Origin of the sequence: Waltera acetigignens (assembly GCF_025567015.1) — a bacterium.
GTDB classification, from domain to species: domain Bacteria; phylum Bacillota; class Clostridia; order Lachnospirales; family Lachnospiraceae; genus Acetatifactor; species Acetatifactor acetigignens.
Genome location: NZ_JAOQJO010000021.1, coordinates 23,587 through 39,501 on the forward strand (window position 1 = coordinate 23,587; position 15,915 = coordinate 39,501).

The following is a 15,915-nucleotide window of genomic DNA, read 5'->3' on the forward strand; positions in this document are numbered from 1 at the left end:
TGGTAGCGGATACTTTCGATCCTTTCCTGCTGGAAGAAGCCACCGTCAGTACGGCTCTCACCGTGACGATCGACGGGCATATCAACAAGGACTTCTATCCCGCGGACGAACGGGGGGAAGACTGCATCCCTTGGGATCTGCAATCCTGGAGCAAAATAAAAGGACTGTGCTTCGACCTGATCAAGGGAAAACACACTCCTTTGTATTTTAAATTCGTACTTCATATGCAGCCCGATAAGGCAGCCGCCATGCTGGAAAAAGCGCAGGTCGATCCGGGCGTCATCCGGGCGCTGGTATTAAATATCCGCTACGACGGGGAAAAGACCGTTCTCACCACCGGATGTGCCTACCAGGTCTTCACCATGGATAAAAGTGCCGACACCGCATGGGACAAGGCATTAAAAAAATATCTTGATCTGAAGGGTATCTCCTACGAAGAACTCTGATCCCGCTCTCCGGGGTATCCCCAGTTCTTCGAATCATTCGTAGGAGCGGTTCCTGACGTTCACTCCTTCATCTTCGGTTTGCTGAGCAGGCTCGCCAGATAACCGAAGATCAGCGCTGCGGAGGTTCCCACGGCTCCAGCCTTGAATCCTCCGGCAAAAAGTCCTAAAAATCCCTGTTCCTGCACCGCTTCTTTCACGCCCTTCATTAATACATTTCCAAAGCCCAATAACGGTACACTGGCTCCTGCTCCCGCATAATCCTGAAACGGTTCATACCAGCCAAGGGCACTGATCACCGCACCGGTGACCACCAGAAGCACCATGATGCGTCCCGGCATCATCTTCGTTTTTTCCATTAATATCTGCACCAAAGCACAGATCAGGCCGCCCACCCAGAAAGCATTGATATAATCCATTCTCTGCATTTCCCCCTTACTATCTGTTTAAGGACAGTCTCTGCACTTTTTCTTAAAATTATGCATTCTTTATTTATGCATTCTTTTTGCCAAAACGAAACCATTCCGGCGGAAGCTGTACCAGGATCACCGCTGCAAATACGATAACACAGCCTGCGATCTGCCTGGCTGTCAGTGTCTGATCAGTAGTCAGAAATCCGATCTTATAGGCGATCCATCCGGAGATCGTGGCAATGACGGATTCCAGGCTCATGATCAGTGCCGCCACCGTAGGATTCAGTCCTTTCTGGCCTACGATCTGTAAGGTATAACCCACACCACAGCTTAAAACACCGGCATATAACAGGGCTCCCAGGCCTTCCTGCAGCTGACCGAAGGTGGGCTGTCCCCAGATGAGTGCTCCGATGCAGCAGACCACTCCACAGACCGTGAACTGGATACAGGATACCACAGTTCCGTCAATTCTTGCTGCATAATGGTCAACGGTCATGATCTGTATGGCAAATGCAATGGCACATAAAAATACCATGATATCTCCGGCTCCGAGACGCAGGGACTCGGTCATGCAGAGCAGATACATGCCCACGGCTGCCATGACTGCTGCCGCCCAGACCACCGGCGCCACTTTTTTCTTCAGAAAGATACCGAACATGGGGACAAAAATGATATATAGCGTTGTGATAAATCCCGCCTTACCGACACTGGTGTATTTAATACCGAACTGCTGCAAGGTACTGGCGATCGTTAGGAAAATGCCACACAAAAGTCCTGCTTTCACATTCAGTTTCCAGTCAAGGGGCGCAGCTTTGTCCCCTGCAATCTTTCTGCTGATCAGAATATACACCAGAATGCTGGCGGCACCGATCAGGGAACGGACACCGTTAAAGGTGAACGGATGCATATAGTCCATGCCCTTGCTCTGGGAGACGAAAGCCATGCCCCAGATGGCAGCCGTTAACAGCAGGATCAGGCTGTTTCTCGTAGTTTTTGTTCTCGTATTTTCCATAGTTGTATTTTCCATTCCTTATATTTTTCGTTCCTTGCTGCTTTACGGTTATGTGATCTTGTCAGGGCTGTTTCTTATATCTCTCAGCAATCTCCGCCACTACATCCCGCAGCATTTTTCTGCTACAGTCTATGATCAGATCCGCATATTTTTCATACAAAGGGGTTCTCTCCTCGTACAGGTCCCTCAATGTCTGACCGGGCTGCAGGGTCACACCTCTGGCATTCAGATCTCCCAGCCGCTGTTCCACTTCCTCATAAGGAAGCTTCAAATATACCACGGTGCTGATATCCCGCAGATGCTGCATGCCCTCCGGCTCGTAGCAGGCGCTTCCGCCGGTGGCAATGATGCTGTTTTCCAGATTCAGAGAGGCATTTACGTTGCTCTCGATCTGCCAGAAGCCCTCCACGCCGTGTTCCGTGATGAGTTCATGCAATAATTTACCGTGTCTTTCCTGGATCACCAGATCCGAATCCACAAAACGTCTGCCCAGGCGCTTTGCCAGAACCACGCCTACCGTACTTTTTCCCGAACCCGGCATGCCGATCAGAGTAATATTATTTTTCATAAGTTTCTCCTGTCTCTACATAAGAAAATCGCCGCCTGTAAGCGACGATCTTCCGTCTTGTTCTTCTTTATAACCTTCGTAGTGCCCAATTTGCAGAACTGCCTCTGTGGGGATTTTGACCCCGACATCATGCTATTTGCTCATGGTGGTTACTTACACTTTATACTTCCGCAATGACTTCCACTTCACATAATACGTTCTTGGGAAGGGTCTTGACTGCAACGCAGCTTCTGGCAGGATTCTCAGTAAAGTACTTTGCATAGACCTGATTGAAAGCTGCGAAATCGCCCATATCTGCCAGGAAACAGGAAGTCTTGGCCACTCTGGTGTAATCGGTGCCTGCTGCCTTTAACAGCTCGCCGATATTCTTCATTACCTGCTCTGCCTGTTCCTCGATGGTAGTTCCGTGAATCTCTCCGGTAGCGGGATCAATAGGGATCTGTCCGGATGCGAAAAAGATATTGCCCAGTACAATGCCCTGAGAGTAAGGTCCGATTGCTGCGGGTGCTTTGTCTGTTGAAATCTTCTGTAACATAATATTCTCCTCTTCTTCCTATAATTACGCCCTGAGGATGCCTCCGGATCCCGGCACATCCAAAATCCGATGCAGCATGCACATAGCGTTTACTTCGTCATATCTACCTCCGGCTCATCAAATTCCGCCGTCACGTAGAATCCTCTGGAATTCTCCACGATATCCGCCACAACTCCTTCGCGATTCTTCAACCGATAACGAAAAGGAATATTGGGGGACATGGCCAGAGACGGGTCTATCGTATAATAATAGTTACTGGGCAGAAGTCCCTCGGTCACTGTGATCTTCTGTCCGACCTCCAACAGTCCCGGCCGCTCCATCTTAAATTCTATCCTGCGCATTTTGACTCACCAGCCATTCCCGGCATAATGTGTTTTCGCCGTTTGAGGTTTATTTTACCAGTAACTTACAGCGCTTGCAAGAGTGTGTTTCATTTCTGACCTGCTGCTTTTCCCTATTTCACCGCCGGACTCTCCAATACTACCGCATGTGCGATCCCCGGCACGCTTTTACCTTCGTTGAAACTGGTCTTACTGAGCAGGGCGCCGGTGGGTAGAAAGAGGACTTTTTTCCACTCGCCGGATTCCAGCTTCGGCAGGATATATGCCGCCAGGGTCACAGCGCTGCATCCACAGCCGCTGCCTCCGGCGTGGGTGTCCTGGGCTTCTGCGTCAAAAATCTCGATACCGCAGTCCATGTGCCGGTCGGCGATGTCAATTCCCTTTTCCCGCAAAAGATCGATCAATACCGTCTGTCCCACGCTTCCCAGGTCCCCGGTGATGATCCGGTCATATTCTTCCGGGGTCACATGAAAATCTTCCATGTGACGGGCAACGGTGTCTGCAGCGGCCGGGGCCATGCATGCTCCCATGTTCATGGAGTCTTTCAGGCCGTAATCCACGATCCTTCCGGGAGTCATGCCGGTAATGTGGGCTCTGCACTTCTGATTCAACCCCAGGGCAAAGGCTCCGCTTCCTGTCACTGTCCAGCTGGCAGACAGAGGTCTCTGGTTCCCATAATCTAACGGAAAACGGAACTCCTTCTCCGCACTGGCAAAATGACTGGAGGTCACACAGACCACATGCTCCGCATAGCCTCCCGCTGCCATCACAGCTCCCAGTGTCAGTGCTTCCCCGCAGGTAGAGCAGGCGCCGTAGACTCCAAACAGAGGAATATTGTAAGCGGAGATACCAAAGGAAGTGGCAATGCACTGCCCCAAGAGATCACCGGCGAAGAGATACGACACATCCTCCGCTTTCCATCCGGCCTTTTCCATGACCATGTAGACTGCGTCCTTCTGGAGATTACTTTCCGCCTCTTCCCAGGTCTTACAGCCGAAGAGATCATCTTCTCCCACCATGTCGAACAGGGTGCCTAACGGTCCTTCGCCTTCTTTTTTTCCCACGATACTGGCACCGGCGATCACACACACCGGCTGTGCCAGACGGATACTGCTTCTTCCCACTCTCTGATTCATAATTTCTCCTTCCATGCGATAACACTGCATTCTTTTTTGTCAGTGTTCCCGCATTAGGGAAGAATTATAAATTACAAAAAATTGTAACTATTCAGAACCCCATTCGCAAAACCGCTACTTCGTAGCTTTCCTTTTGCTCATGTGGTTACTTCGCCATATAAAACTGCTTATCTGCCTGAATGCAAGCATTCGCAGAACGCAGTTTTTCATGGCTCTGAATAGTTACAAAATATCTCCTCCAGCGCCCCGATCACTTTCTGTAATATCTCATCCGCCATATCCGAATAGTGAATGACCAGAATCCCCCGATATTTCTGCGCATCCGCAAAGCAATATTCCGACAGACAGTTCACGAGAATTCCCCGCTGTCTGGCCGCCCACTTGATCTCCACGTCACTAAGTTCCGTCCGCACATGCAGCAGAAAATGAGTCCCGGCATCATCCTGATAGATCTGGCTGATCTGACTTAAAGGTGACTCCCGAAACATCCGGCAGATCCGCTCCCGCTGCCCTCTGTAATCGTTGAGCAGTCTCCGGATATGGCGTTCAAAATACCCTTTTTCCAGAAACGCTGCCATGGCATACTGTTCAAAACCGGATACCGTGCAGGAATAAAAATTCATAGTGGAAATATAGCGTTCCATCAATTTCTCCGGCAGCACCATATAGCCGATACGCAGGGATGGCACCATGGTCTTGGAAAAAGTGTTGATGTAAATAACTCTGTGGTTGCGGTCCATGGACTGCATGGAGGGAACCGGCTTTCCCACCATGCGGAATTCACAATCGAAATCGTCCTCCACAATATAGCGCTCCGGTTCCTCCGCCGCCCAGCGAAGCAGTTCCTGCCGTCTTCCCACAGGCATGACCAGTCCGATGGGAAAATGATGTTCCGGCGATACATGCGCCACGGTAATACCCTTTTGATCCAGCTGTTCAACTTTCATTCCCTGACCGTCAATGTCCACATAATCCCAGGTCACACCGCCCACATCATACAGTTTCGTAATCTTGCGATACCCAGGATTTTCCACACCGAATTTTGCATTTTTGCCCAATAACTGTAGCAGACGACTGTAGAGATATTCTGTTCCCGCTCCCACAATAATATGATCCGGTGACACATGCATGCCACGGTACCGATACAAATGCTCTGCAATGGCCACCCTTAGTTTTTCCACTCCGTTAAAAGGAACCGTCTTAAGCAGAGACGTATCATAATCCGTCAGGGTCTGCCGCATGATCTTCGCCCAGGTGGCAAAGGGGAACTTATCATATTGAATATTGTTGGCCGTCAGATCCGCCAGATATTCTTTCTCCCGGAAACGGGTCACAAAGGATGCATAGGCTGGGGCGGAGACGTTCTTCACTTCCAGACGGTTGACAAAATACCCTCTCTTTTCCTCCGACCGGATATAGCCCTCCAGCAGCAGCTGTTCATAGGTATTCTCCACGGTCTTGACACTGACCTGCAAGTGCTCGGCAAACGCCCGCTTCGAAGGAAGCTTCTCACCGGCAGTCAGCCGGCCGCTCAAGATGTCAGCTTTCATCGCTTCATATAAGTATTCATACATGGTTTTTCTGCCACGGGCAGTCAGATCATATGTCAGCATCTGGTATCCTCCTTTTTTCTTGTTTTGGTTATTTAAAAGATATCAGATTTTATTATAATGAACTCATAAAGTAAAAGCAAGCAGGAAGGACAGATTCTCCCCCCGCCAAGGGGGGTGACTCTTCAAGAGGGCAGCTCCTCAAGAAGAGCAGGATTTTCCTTCGGAAAACAAGGGAGGATTTAACATGGGCGTATATGCAATCACCGGCGCATCCAGCGGAATCGGCGCCAAGACAAAAGAACTGTTACTTCAAAAAGGACACGAAGTCATCAATATCGATCTGAAGGACGGCGATATCTGCGTGAACCTGGCAACCCCGGAAGGAAGACAGGCCGCTGTAGACAAGCTGCATGAGCTGCATCCCGAAGGTCTGGACGGCATGATCTGCAATGCCGGTGTCTCCGGTGCCTGCGGCAATCTGGAACTGATCATTTCCCTGAACTATTTCGGAACCGTAGCCATTGCAAAGGGCGTCTATGACCTCCTTAAGAAAAAACACGGCAGCTGCGTAGTCACCGTATCCAACACCATTTCCCAGGGTGCGGGACGTAAAGATATCGTAGATCTGCTGAACAATATCGGTGATGAAAAGAGAGTATTAAGCCTGGTATCCTCCATGGATTCCACCAACCTCTCCGTGGGCAACAGTCTCTATGTATCCACCAAATATGCTCTGGCCAGATGGGTCCGCAGAGTCTCCGCTACCTGGGCTGCCAACGGTGTCCGCATCAATGCGGTAGCTCCCGGCAACGTACATACTGCCATGACCGCTACCATGAGCACCACCGCAAAAATGGCACTGAATGCCCTCCCCATTCCCACCAAGTACGGTCAGGAATGTCTGATGGCTCCCGAAGAGATCGCTGAGGTGATGGTATTCCTGGCATCCGATTCCGCCAGAGGTGTCAACGGCAACATCATGTTCGTAGACGGCGGTACTGACGCACTGTTAAATTCTGAAAAGGTATATTAAGGAGGAACACGCTATGAGACCCATTGAAAAATATGTAGAAGCTATGGAAAATAAAGATTTTGCCGGACTTGCAGAGTTGTTCACCCCTGATGGCATTCTGTGTGACTATTGTACCACCTCCGCTTCCCAGCAGGAATATCATATCTACGGAAAAGAGGCCATCAATATGTTCTTCCGTAACAAATTCGGCTTCCGCCGCTACTCCATTCTGGATGCTGAGGTCGTAAATGATGAGCAGGCCGAGTTCATTGCCAACTTCGGAGGCTACAACATCATGGCCATCGCCACGGTTCGTAAGACCGATGAAAACGGTCTGATCCAGAGACTTACCGTAAGACCGAAATAATTTTTGCCATCCCCTTATACTTTTCTCTATATAGAATCTTAATGTAAAAGAAGCTGCACCCTACGGTACAGCTTCTTTTACATTCTATCTTCCGAATACGTCGGTCATTCCGGAGCACTGCCAGAGATCACATAGCTGGTCACGGCATACAGGATCTCACCGTTGTACTCCACTCTGGACCAGCCAGATCCTTCACTGTAGCCGGTACGATGCAGATTGGTTCCGTTCCGCACCTGGGTGCGTACAGTGCTCTCTCCCTCGCTGGTGCTTGGTTCCGTCCGCAGATTGATCAGATCTTTGGGGGTAATATAATCATCACAATCCGTAAAGACGATCACTCTGCCGTCCTGGGTGCTGACGCGGTTGGGATATGTCGGCTTCTCCGGGGTCTTATAGGTAAGATCCGTGGTCAGATATGCTGATACTGCATAAACCGTCTGACCGTTGTATTCCAATCTGGACCATCCGGTGGAATCGTTCCTTCCGGTGCGTACCAGAGTCTCTCCGTTCTTCAGCTGCCCTACCACATTGCCCTCATCTCCGGTATAGGGTGTACTGCGAAGATTACTCACATCCTTGGCAGTGACCGTCTCGTTCACATCACCGAACGTCATGGAATTTCCCTCCGCAAGAGCATCTCCCGTATTATTGGTAGCGGGGACTTCGGTTGCCACCGGTGCCTCTGTCGGCTGCGGCTGTGCTTCCGGAGCCTGTGTAGGTGTCGGTTGCGGTGCTTCTGTCACTGCTGCCGCAGGCTCCGGAGTAACCGTCTCGGGGATTTGTGTAGTCTCCGGTTCCGCCGTTGCCACCTTTTCCGATGCGATCCCGGTCTCCGGGGTCTCTGCAGAAGCCTGTTCTGAGCTCTGCGCTTCTGTTGTCACCGCCGCGAATTCATTATTTTCCGTAGTTCTGTCATGATGGCTCAGTTTCCACAGCGGAATACAGATCAGGACCGCCAGAACCATCATGCCCGCAAAAGCCGGAATCATCCATGGCCGGAACCGGAAGCCGATCCCGTCCCCCTCGTCGAAGTCATCCAGGTCATCCCCTTCCGGGTACTCCCCATAGTCCTCATCCTCCGTAAAGTCCTCCAATTCCACAGTATACGGATCCTCTGTATCACAGGTTGTTTCCCATACAGCATCATCACGTCGTCCCGCCTGTTCAGAATCCACCTCTGCATCCGCAAGTTCTTCATAGTCAAAATTATATTCTTCCGGTTCCCTTTTCCGGTCTCTGACACCCTTTTCTTCCATGGCATACCCTCCTTCCGCCATCTTTAAGCTGATTATATACTTCCCTCTTTTGCAAAACAAGTACCTTTTCCTGTCTTTGCAGGTATGTTATACTGACTGTAGCATTATAAAAACCTCTCAGGAGTTATATTCTCTATGAAAAATAAACTTGCCAAATGGAAACCTTATATTTTCCTTGCGGTCCTGCTCGCCAGCCTGGTTCCTCTGGTATGGCTGGGGCGTTACAATTATCCCACCGGGGATGATTATTATTACGGTACGGAAGCCCATCTGGTCTGGCAGCAGACCGGAAGCATACCACAGGCCATTTCCGCCGCCTGTGCCGGTGTCGCCAAAAGCTATCAGATCTGGCAGGGAACCTATTCAGCGCTGTTTCTGATGTATCTTGCGCCCAATGCCTTCTCCAATACCGCCTATCATCTGGTGACTTTTGTGATCCTTCTTTTGCTGTGCGGCAGCATTTTCTATCTGCTACGGCCTCTGGTCTGCCATTTTCTGCCGGGAACATGTGGGGAATGGATCACGATTTCCTCAGTATTCAGTTTCCTGTGCATCCAGACAGTGGCCTTTCAGAGCGACAGCTTTTACTGGTACAACGGCTCCATGTATTACACCGGTTTCTTTGCCGTGACCCTGTTTTTCCTGGGCACATTGCTTCGCTACCTGTACAATGGGAAAAAGATACTGATGCTTCCGCTTCTCCTGTTCGCAATTTTCTTAGGCGGTGGCAATTACGTGTCCCTTCTCCCCTGCATGCTGTTTGTGGTAACCGTAACCTTTCTACTGCTGTTGCAGAGAAATAAAAAGACTTATGTCTGCGGAATTACCTCCGCTGTTCTCCTGCTATCTTTTGCCGTCAGTGCCATGGCCCCCGGCAATCAGGTGCGGCAGGACGGTATGTGGAAAATTCCCGCGTGGAAAGCCATTGCAAAGTGCCTGTTGCAGGGTGTCCGCTATACCTTCGCCTGGACCGGACTGTGGTGGCTGCTTGCCGCCCTGCTTCTGCTGCCGGTCTTCCTGCGCATTTTACAGAAGAAAAACTGGGGATTTTTCTCCCATCCCCTCCTTTTTACCGGATATTCCTACGGATTGTTCTGCTCCATGTCCTGTCCTCTGTTCTATACCATGAACTCCACAGGACCCGGCCGGGCCGTAGCCATTGTCTACTATACGTTTCTGCTGATCAGTTTTGCTGTGTTCTTCTACTGGCTCGGATATATAGTCCGGAAGCTGCGAATGCGTCAGAATACTCCGGAGAAAATGGCGGTCCTCGGCAAGTTGAAAATTGCCCGTTATGTCGCCATGACGGTCCTGTTGGCCGTCATCCTTTTCACCGGAGTATGGCAGGAGACCTCCGCCGCAAAAGCGATCCGGATGCTGACAAACGGTGAAGCCGCTGCCTATGCTGCAGAATACGAAGAACGTCTTCTTCTCCTGAATGACCCGGAGATTACGGATGTGGTTCTGACGCCGTTTATCCATCAGCCTGCCATGATCTATACCGGTGATCTCCCCGGAGACCCGGAGGATCCCACCAGTAAAAAGACCGCACAATACTTTGGAAAAAATTCCATATACGTAGATTACAGCAATTAATCCCCCAAAAAAGGACGCTTCCGGTTTTTCCGGAAACGTCCTTTTGTTATCTTTTACTATTCTTATTGTCCTTCGTACTTCTCACTCTGCATACGGATCAGTTCTGCATCGTCGAAGTAATTGATACGCATAGCGCTCTTTACCTCAGACAGGGTCTGTGCTGCCACTCCACGGGCCTCGTCACTGCCCTTCTTCAGGATCTCATATACTGCGGGAATATCCTTCTCCAGTTCTTTTCTACGGTTACGGATGGGCTCCAAGGTCTCCTGCATTACGTTGTTCAGGAACTTCTTCACCTTCACGTCACCCAGACCGCCTCTGGTATAATGCGCCTTTAACTCGTCCAGATTTGCGTAATCCGGCAGGTATCTCTCGAAGTGCTCCGGCTTGCAGAAAGCATCCAGGTAAGTGAATACCGTGTTGCCCTCCAGATGTCCGGGATCGCTGACCAACAGATGCTCGGGATCGGTGTACATGCTCATGATCTTGGTGCGTACATCGTCTGCGCTGTCTGCCAGATAGATGCAGTTGCCAAGGGATTTACTCATTTTCGCCTTGCCATCGATGCCGGGCAGTCGCTGACATGCCTCATTTTCAGGCAGCAGTGCCTTGGGCTCTACCAGTACCGGTGCATATACGGTGTTGAATTTGTGTACGATCTCTCTGGTCTGTTCGATCATGGGCAGCTGGTCACCACCTACGGGAACGGTGGTCGCCTTGAAAGCGGTAATATCGGAAGCCTGGCTGATGGGATAGGTAAAAAATCCCACAGGGATGCTGGCTTCGAAGTTACGCATCTGAATCTCACTCTTTACGGTCGGGTTTCTCTGTAATCTGGCTACGGTTACCAAATCCATGTAATAGAAGGTCAGCTCGCACAATTCGGAGATCTGAGACTGAATGAAGATCGTTGCCTTGCTGGGATCCAGTCCGCAGGACATGTAGTCCAGCGCCACTTCAATAATATTCTGGCGCACCTTCTCGGGATTCTCGATATTATCCGTCAGCGCCTGTGCGTCTGCGATCATGATAAAAGTCTTCTTATATTCGCCGGAATTCTGCAGCTCTACACGTCTTCTCAGGGAGCCTGCATAATGTCCCACATGTAATCTTCCGGTGGGTCTGTCACCTGTCAAAATAATTTTGTCCATTTCGTCCTCTCAATCCGCCGTCTACGCGGCTATACGTCATTGCTTCTATCATACCATCTTTTTGCATAGAAGCAAATGATTTTTCTACAGAATTAACGCTTTGTGTGCAAGCCCCCTCGCATTCATTCTGCTGTTCTATGGCTGAACTATTGCAAGCAGCTTATCCAGAATTTTATGTGCCACCTGTTCCTTGCTCATCAGTTCCAGACTCTCCTCGGAATTCTTTGTGATCAGTGTCACAATATTGGTGTCCGTACCAAAGCCCGCTCCTGCGCTCTTCAAACTGTTGGCACAGATCATGTCACAGTGCTTGCTCTCCAGCTTCTTCCGGGAATTCTCCAGCACATTTTCCGTCTCCATGGAAAATCCACACAAAATCTGTCCCGGTCTCTTGTTTTCCCCAAGGGCCTTCAAAATATCCTTCGTCCGCACCAGAGGGATCGACATGTCTCCGTCTTTTTTCTTAATCTTATTGTCTGCTGTCACTGCCGGGGTGTAGTCTGCCACGGCTGCTGCCTTGATGACAAAATCATAGTCCTGCGCTCTGGACACGATTGCATCGTACATCTCTTCTGCCGTCTGTACCGGCACCACATTTACAAACAAAGGCGGCTCCACATCCGTATGGGCTGCCACCACCGTCACTTCTGCGCCGCGGTGCATTGCAGCTCTCGCCAGGGCATAACCCATTTTTCCACTGGAGTGATTCGTGATAAAACGCACCGGGTCAATGGGTTCTCTGGTGGCACCTGCGGAGATCAGCACCTTTTTGCCCGCCAGATCCTTCTCGCAGGCGATCTCCCTCAACACGGCTTCGAACAGTACGGACTCCTCCGGCATTCTGCCGTCACCGATATCGCCGTTGGCCAGCATTCCCGTAGCCGGAGTGATGATCTCATAGCCGAAATGCTTTAATTTTTCGATATTATCCTGCACGATGGGGTTGTGATACATATTATGATTCATGGCAGGGGACACAATCTTCTTGCAGGGACATGCCATGACCGTAGTGGTCAACATATCATCTGCGATGCCGTTTGCAATCTTGCCGATCACATTGGCAGAAGCCGGTGCCACCAGAACCACATCCGCCCGCTTTGCCAGTGCCACATGTTCCACACTGTACTGGAAATTGCGGTCAAAGGTGTCCACCAGGCATTTATGTCCCGTCAGACTTTCAAAAGTAATGGGGTTGATGAACTGCGTGGCATTCTGTGTCATCAGCACTTCCACATCACAGTGCTGTTTTAACAGCATCCGCGCTACATTGGCCATTTTATATGCAGCAATACTTCCCGAGATTGCCAGAACTACGGTCTTTCCCTTCAGCATAGTCGTCTCCTTTTGCCTGATTTATCAAAAATACTTCAAAACTGTACTCCTAAAATACCATAAGTGCATATTTTATGCAAATATCACTTTTCTTTTTGTCCGGGATATGATATAAACAGTAGGAGTGTCCCGAATCACCGGGACAACTTGTATTGTATCTCCCAGAGGGAGAATGGTAACAAGGAGGAAAATTTCATATGATGAACAAACAAAGTAAGACAATGCGACTCACGTTGATGGGATTGTTTGCTGCGGTACTTTTGCTGATGGCTTATACCCCGCTCGGGTACCTGAACATCGGCCCCCTGGCAATCACCTTCAATGTCATCCCCGTTGCACTGGCTGCAATCACTCTTGGCCCTGTAGGCGGAGCCGCCATGGGAGCAGTATTCGGATTGACCAGCTTTTTGCAATGCATCGGCGTGGGAGGCACCAGCGCCATGGGAGCAATGCTTTTTGGCATCAACCCTGTGTTGGCCTTCATCCAGCGTTTCATCCCCAGACTTCTGGACGGATTTCTGCTGGGATATGTCTTCCGTTACAGCCGCAAAGCCGTAGGAGACAGAATCGCCTGCATGATCACCGGATTTTGCAGCGCATTTTTCAACACCGCATTTTTCATGTCCCTTTTAGTACTGCTGTTCGGCAATACTTCCTATGTGCAGGGACTGATGGGTGGTAAAAATGCGATTTTATTCATCTGCTCTTTTGTAGGTGTGAATGCGGTCTTCGAGATGTGTGCATCCACGTTCCTGACCGGAGCGGTAGGGCTGGCACTGATCAAGGCAAAAGTCATTCCTGTATATCAGAAAGCAGGGTCTGCAGCATAACAGGAGTATACCCGTGGTACTGACAATCGACATCGGAAATACTACGATCGGCATCGGGGGATTTCAGGGAAATAAGCTGCTCTTTATTGAGAAGATATCGTCCCGTCGTCCCCTGTCTGATGCCGGATATATTGAAAAACTGAATATGATCTTGAACAAACACGGCCTGTCTGCCGAGGCCTTTGAGGGATCTATGATTTCCTCGGTTGTGCCTTCGGTGACAGCCGTTTTTTCCTCTGCTCTGGAAACTTTTCTGGGACGGAAACCTCTGATTCTTTCCCATAAGCTGGATCTGGGCTACGAGATCTGTACGGAATTCCCGGAAAAGGTGGGCTGTGACCGACTGGCAGATATTGCAGGAGCCATTTCCCGCTATTCCCTGCCTTTCGTCACCATCGACCTGGGCACCGCCACGACTTTTAACGTGTTGGATGAGAACCGTCGCTTTTTAGGTGGCCTGATCCTTCCCGGCGTTGGAACCGCCCACAGGGCACTTTTAGGCAAGACCGCCCAGCTCCCGAAAGGGGACATTCATATGCCCGCCCACACCATCGGTGCGAATACGCAGGAATGCATCACCGGGGGAATGCTCTTGGGCAACGCCTGTGCCATCGACGGACTGATCCGCCGTATCCAGACAGAGTTAGGGCAAAAAGCAACGGTCGTTGCCACCGGAGGGTACGCAACGACCGTCATTCCACATTGTGAAACGAAGATCCATATCGATCAGAATCTTCTTATGAAAGGTCTGAGATCCATCTACGAGAATAATACCTCTACTGGATCACCAGATTAGAGTAGCCCATCAGGCTCTCATCCACAGCATGTGCGGCTTCTCTGCCTTCACGGATCGCCCACACCACCAGGGACTGTCCTCTGTGCATATCACCGGTGACGAATACATTTTCCACACTGGTCTGGTATTTGCCGGGGGCAGTTTTTACGTTGGTGCGTTCATTTAATTCCACCCCGAAAGCATCGGTAATATATTTCTGACTTCCCAAAAATCCTGCTGCGATCAGTACAATCTCCGCATCCAGGATCTGCTCACTTCCGGCGATCTCCTGCATCTTCATGCGTCCGGTAGCAGGATCCTTTTCCCAGGACAGCTTCACGATCTTCACGGCTTTCAGGCTGCCGTTCTTATCCTTGATAAATTCCTTAACCGTAGATTCATAGATTCTCGGATCATGTCCGTAGACTGCAATGGCTTCTTCCTGACCGTAATCGGTCTTGCAGACCTTCGGCCATTCGGGCCAGGGATTGTTCTCTGCTCTCTTGTCCGGAGCCTTGGGCATCATCTCGATCTGGGTTACAGACTTGGCACCGTGACGGATGGAAGTTCCCACACAGTCATTACCGGTATCACCACCGCCGATGATGACCACGTTCTTACCCTTGGTCTCCACATATTTTTTGTCTTCAAAGTTCGAATCCAGCAGGCTCTTGGTATTGGCTTTCAGAAAATCCACCGCGAAATAGATTCCCCTGGCATCTCTGCCTGGCGCATTGATGTCTCTGGGATTGGAAGCACCACAGGCCAGTACGACACGGTCAAAATCATGTAACAGTTTGGATGCCTTGATGTCCTTACCGATATCCGTACCGGTGACAAAGGTGACGCCCTCTTTCTTCATGATGGCTATCTTACGGTCAATGATCTGTTTCTCCAGCTTCATGTTGGGGATGCCGTACATTAACAGTCCTCCCACACGGTCGGAGCGCTCAAATACTGTGACCTGATGTCCTCTCTGGTTCAGCAGATCCGCCGCTGCCAGTCCGGAAGGACCGCTGCCGATGACTGCTACCTTTTTGCCGGTACGCACCACAGGGGGCTTGGCTGCCGCATAACCCTCGCTGTAGGCGTTTTCAATAATTGCATATTCGTTCTCCTTGGTGGAGACCGGATCCCCATTCAGTCCACAGGTACATGCCGCCTCACACAGAGCCGGACATACTCTGGACGTGAATTCGGGGAAATTGTTGGTCTTTTTCAGGCGGTTGTAAGCCTGTTGCCAGTTGCCGGTATATACCAGATCGTTCCACTCCGGCACCAGATTGTGCAGGGGACATCCGCTGGCCATACCGCAGATCATCATGCCCGACTGGCAGAACGGCACGCCGCATTCCATACATCTGGCACCCTGTAAGCGCTGCTTTTCCTTCGGCAGATGCTCATGGAATTCGTTAAAATGCTGTATTCTCTTCTTAGGATCCTCAGCCACGCTGACTTCCCTTTTATATTCCATAAATCCCGTTGGTTTTCCCATGACTCTCTCCATTCTGCAGACGCTTCGGCGTCGGAAGAATCGCGAACTAAATTTTATATTTAGTTCTGCGATAAACTAATTTGTGGCGCCCGCGGCACAA

17 protein-coding genes are annotated in these 15,915 nt (G+C 50.3%); 6 read left to right on the top strand and 11 right to left on the bottom strand.

The genetic code is table 11. From position 1 onward, the window contains the following. A partial coding sequence (locus tag OCV96_RS16720) for a DUF5721 family protein (RefSeq protein WP_262594994.1) occupies positions 1-446 on the top strand: 446 nt, incomplete at its 5' end. Positions 447-505: 59 nt separating this feature from the next. On the opposite strand, the gene OCV96_RS16725 is transcribed toward OCV96_RS16720, so the two are convergent. The 7 genes from OCV96_RS16725 to pdxR form a co-directional block, all read right to left on the bottom strand. Next, positions 506-862 carry a SpoVA/SpoVAEb family sporulation membrane protein gene (locus OCV96_RS16725; RefSeq protein ID WP_178048673.1) on the bottom strand — a complete coding sequence of 119 codons (357 nt, stop codon included), beginning with the start codon at positions 860-862 and terminating at the stop codon, positions 506-508. A gap of 73 nt (positions 863-935) precedes the next feature. After that, a complete protein-coding gene (locus OCV96_RS16730; RefSeq protein WP_262594995.1) occupies positions 936-1,868 on the bottom strand; it encodes a DMT family transporter in 933 nt (310 codons plus the stop codon). Positions 1,869-1,929: 61 nt separating this feature from the next. Further along, positions 1,930-2,436: a shikimate kinase gene (locus OCV96_RS16735; protein WP_022313590.1), complete on the bottom strand. Its 507-nt coding sequence runs from the start codon at positions 2,434-2,436 to the stop codon at positions 1,930-1,932. A 160-nt stretch (positions 2,437-2,596) separates the two neighbouring features. Next, on the bottom strand, positions 2,597-2,971 hold the full coding sequence (locus OCV96_RS16740; RefSeq protein ID WP_118505147.1) for a RidA family protein: 375 nt from the start codon (positions 2,969-2,971) through the stop codon (positions 2,597-2,599). 89 nt (positions 2,972-3,060) lie between these two features. Further along, positions 3,061-3,312: a hypothetical protein gene (locus tag OCV96_RS16745; protein ID WP_022153424.1), complete on the bottom strand. Its 252-nt coding sequence runs from the start codon at positions 3,310-3,312 to the stop codon at positions 3,061-3,063. Positions 3,313-3,425: 113 nt separating this feature from the next. After that, complete coding sequence (locus OCV96_RS16750) at positions 3,426-4,448, bottom strand: stage V sporulation protein AD (protein WP_262594996.1); 1,023 nt, start codon at positions 4,446-4,448, stop codon at positions 3,426-3,428. Between the two features lie 206 nt (positions 4,449-4,654). After that, positions 4,655-6,061, bottom strand: a complete 1,407-nt coding sequence (pdxR, locus tag OCV96_RS16755) for a MocR-like pyridoxine biosynthesis transcription factor PdxR (protein WP_262594997.1) — start codon at positions 6,059-6,061, stop codon at positions 4,655-4,657. Between the two features lie 184 nt (positions 6,062-6,245). Here pdxR and OCV96_RS16760 point away from each other — a divergent pair, with 184 nt between their 5' ends. Next, the gene (locus OCV96_RS16760; protein ID WP_117466166.1) at positions 6,246-7,034 is read left to right on the top strand and encodes an SDR family oxidoreductase; all 789 of its coding nucleotides are present in this window, start codon (positions 6,246-6,248) and stop codon (positions 7,032-7,034) included. A 13-nt stretch (positions 7,035-7,047) separates the two neighbouring features. Continuing rightward, complete coding sequence (locus tag OCV96_RS16765; protein ID WP_117466167.1) at positions 7,048-7,380, top strand: nuclear transport factor 2 family protein; 333 nt, start codon at positions 7,048-7,050, stop codon at positions 7,378-7,380. 104 nt (positions 7,381-7,484) lie between these two features. On the opposite strand, the gene OCV96_RS16770 is transcribed toward OCV96_RS16765, so the two are convergent. Continuing rightward, positions 7,485-8,636 (bottom strand): SH3 domain-containing protein, encoded by a 1,152-nt coding sequence (locus OCV96_RS16770; RefSeq protein WP_262594998.1) that lies wholly within the window; start codon positions 8,634-8,636, stop codon positions 7,485-7,487. Positions 8,637-8,771: 135 nt separating this feature from the next. Here OCV96_RS16770 and OCV96_RS16775 point away from each other — a divergent pair, with 135 nt between their 5' ends. Then, positions 8,772-10,232: a DUF6056 family protein gene (locus tag OCV96_RS16775; protein ID WP_119623940.1), complete on the top strand. Its 1,461-nt coding sequence runs from the start codon at positions 8,772-8,774 to the stop codon at positions 10,230-10,232. Between the two features lie 62 nt (positions 10,233-10,294). Here the strand turns inward: OCV96_RS16775 and trpS are convergent, their stop codons facing one another. Both trpS and coaBC read right to left on the bottom strand, forming a co-directional pair. Further along, positions 10,295-11,383: a tryptophan--tRNA ligase gene (gene trpS / locus OCV96_RS16780; RefSeq protein WP_262594999.1), complete on the bottom strand. Its 1,089-nt coding sequence runs from the start codon at positions 11,381-11,383 to the stop codon at positions 10,295-10,297. Positions 11,384-11,518: 135 nt separating this feature from the next. Beyond that, on the bottom strand, positions 11,519-12,715 hold the full coding sequence (gene coaBC, locus OCV96_RS16785; protein WP_262595000.1) for a bifunctional phosphopantothenoylcysteine decarboxylase/phosphopantothenate--cysteine ligase CoaBC: 1,197 nt from the start codon (positions 12,713-12,715) through the stop codon (positions 11,519-11,521). A gap of 197 nt (positions 12,716-12,912) precedes the next feature. On the opposite strand from coaBC, the gene OCV96_RS16790 reads away from it, so the two are divergent. After that, on the top strand, positions 12,913-13,545 hold the full coding sequence (locus OCV96_RS16790; RefSeq protein ID WP_262595001.1) for an ECF transporter S component: 633 nt from the start codon (positions 12,913-12,915) through the stop codon (positions 13,543-13,545). Positions 13,546-13,558: 13 nt separating this feature from the next. Beyond that, the gene (locus OCV96_RS16795) at positions 13,559-14,341 is read left to right on the top strand and encodes a type III pantothenate kinase (RefSeq protein WP_262595002.1); all 783 of its coding nucleotides are present in this window, start codon (positions 13,559-13,561) and stop codon (positions 14,339-14,341) included. Here OCV96_RS16795 and OCV96_RS16800 read toward each other — a convergent pair. Continuing rightward, positions 14,322-15,815 (bottom strand): glutamate synthase subunit beta, encoded by a 1,494-nt coding sequence (locus OCV96_RS16800; RefSeq protein ID WP_262595003.1) that lies wholly within the window; start codon positions 15,813-15,815, stop codon positions 14,322-14,324. The two genes, OCV96_RS16795 and OCV96_RS16800, sit on opposite strands and share 20 nt — an antisense overlap. Positions 15,816-15,915 lie beyond the last annotated feature (100 nt).

What these genes read in the sequence shown, in the direction of transcription:
- trpS (WP_262594999.1), bottom strand. Translation starts at nt 11,383, where the DNA reads ATGGACAAAATTATTTTGACAGGTGACAGACCCACCGGAAGATTACAT.
- OCV96_RS16765 (WP_117466167.1), top strand. Translation starts at nt 7,048, where the DNA reads ATGAGACCCATTGAAAAATATGTAGAAGCTATGGAAAATAAAGATTTT.
- OCV96_RS16730 (WP_262594995.1), bottom strand. Translation starts at nt 1,868, where the DNA reads ATGGAAAATACGAGAACAAAAACTACGAGAAACAGCCTGATCCTGCTG.
- OCV96_RS16750 (WP_262594996.1), bottom strand. Translation starts at nt 4,448, where the DNA reads ATGAATCAGAGAGTGGGAAGAAGCAGTATCCGTCTGGCACAGCCGGTG.
- coaBC (WP_262595000.1), bottom strand. Translation starts at nt 12,715, where the DNA reads ATGCTGAAGGGAAAGACCGTAGTTCTGGCAATCTCGGGAAGTATTGCT.
- OCV96_RS16735 (WP_022313590.1), bottom strand. Translation starts at nt 2,436, where the DNA reads ATGAAAAATAATATTACTCTGATCGGCATGCCGGGTTCGGGAAAAAGT.
- OCV96_RS16775 (WP_119623940.1), top strand. Translation starts at nt 8,772, where the DNA reads ATGAAAAATAAACTTGCCAAATGGAAACCTTATATTTTCCTTGCGGTC.
- OCV96_RS16740 (WP_118505147.1), bottom strand. Translation starts at nt 2,971, where the DNA reads ATGTTACAGAAGATTTCAACAGACAAAGCACCCGCAGCAATCGGACCT.
- OCV96_RS16790 (WP_262595001.1), top strand. Translation starts at nt 12,913, where the DNA reads ATGATGAACAAACAAAGTAAGACAATGCGACTCACGTTGATGGGATTG.
- OCV96_RS16770 (WP_262594998.1), bottom strand. Translation starts at nt 8,636, where the DNA reads ATGGAAGAAAAGGGTGTCAGAGACCGGAAAAGGGAACCGGAAGAATAT.
- OCV96_RS16760 (WP_117466166.1), top strand. Translation starts at nt 6,246, where the DNA reads ATGGGCGTATATGCAATCACCGGCGCATCCAGCGGAATCGGCGCCAAG.
- OCV96_RS16745 (WP_022153424.1), bottom strand. Translation starts at nt 3,312, where the DNA reads ATGCGCAGGATAGAATTTAAGATGGAGCGGCCGGGACTGTTGGAGGTC.
- pdxR (WP_262594997.1), bottom strand. Translation starts at nt 6,061, where the DNA reads ATGCTGACATATGATCTGACTGCCCGTGGCAGAAAAACCATGTATGAA.
- OCV96_RS16800 (WP_262595003.1), bottom strand. Translation starts at nt 15,815, where the DNA reads ATGGGAAAACCAACGGGATTTATGGAATATAAAAGGGAAGTCAGCGTG.
- OCV96_RS16725 (WP_178048673.1), bottom strand. Translation starts at nt 862, where the DNA reads ATGGATTATATCAATGCTTTCTGGGTGGGCGGCCTGATCTGTGCTTTG.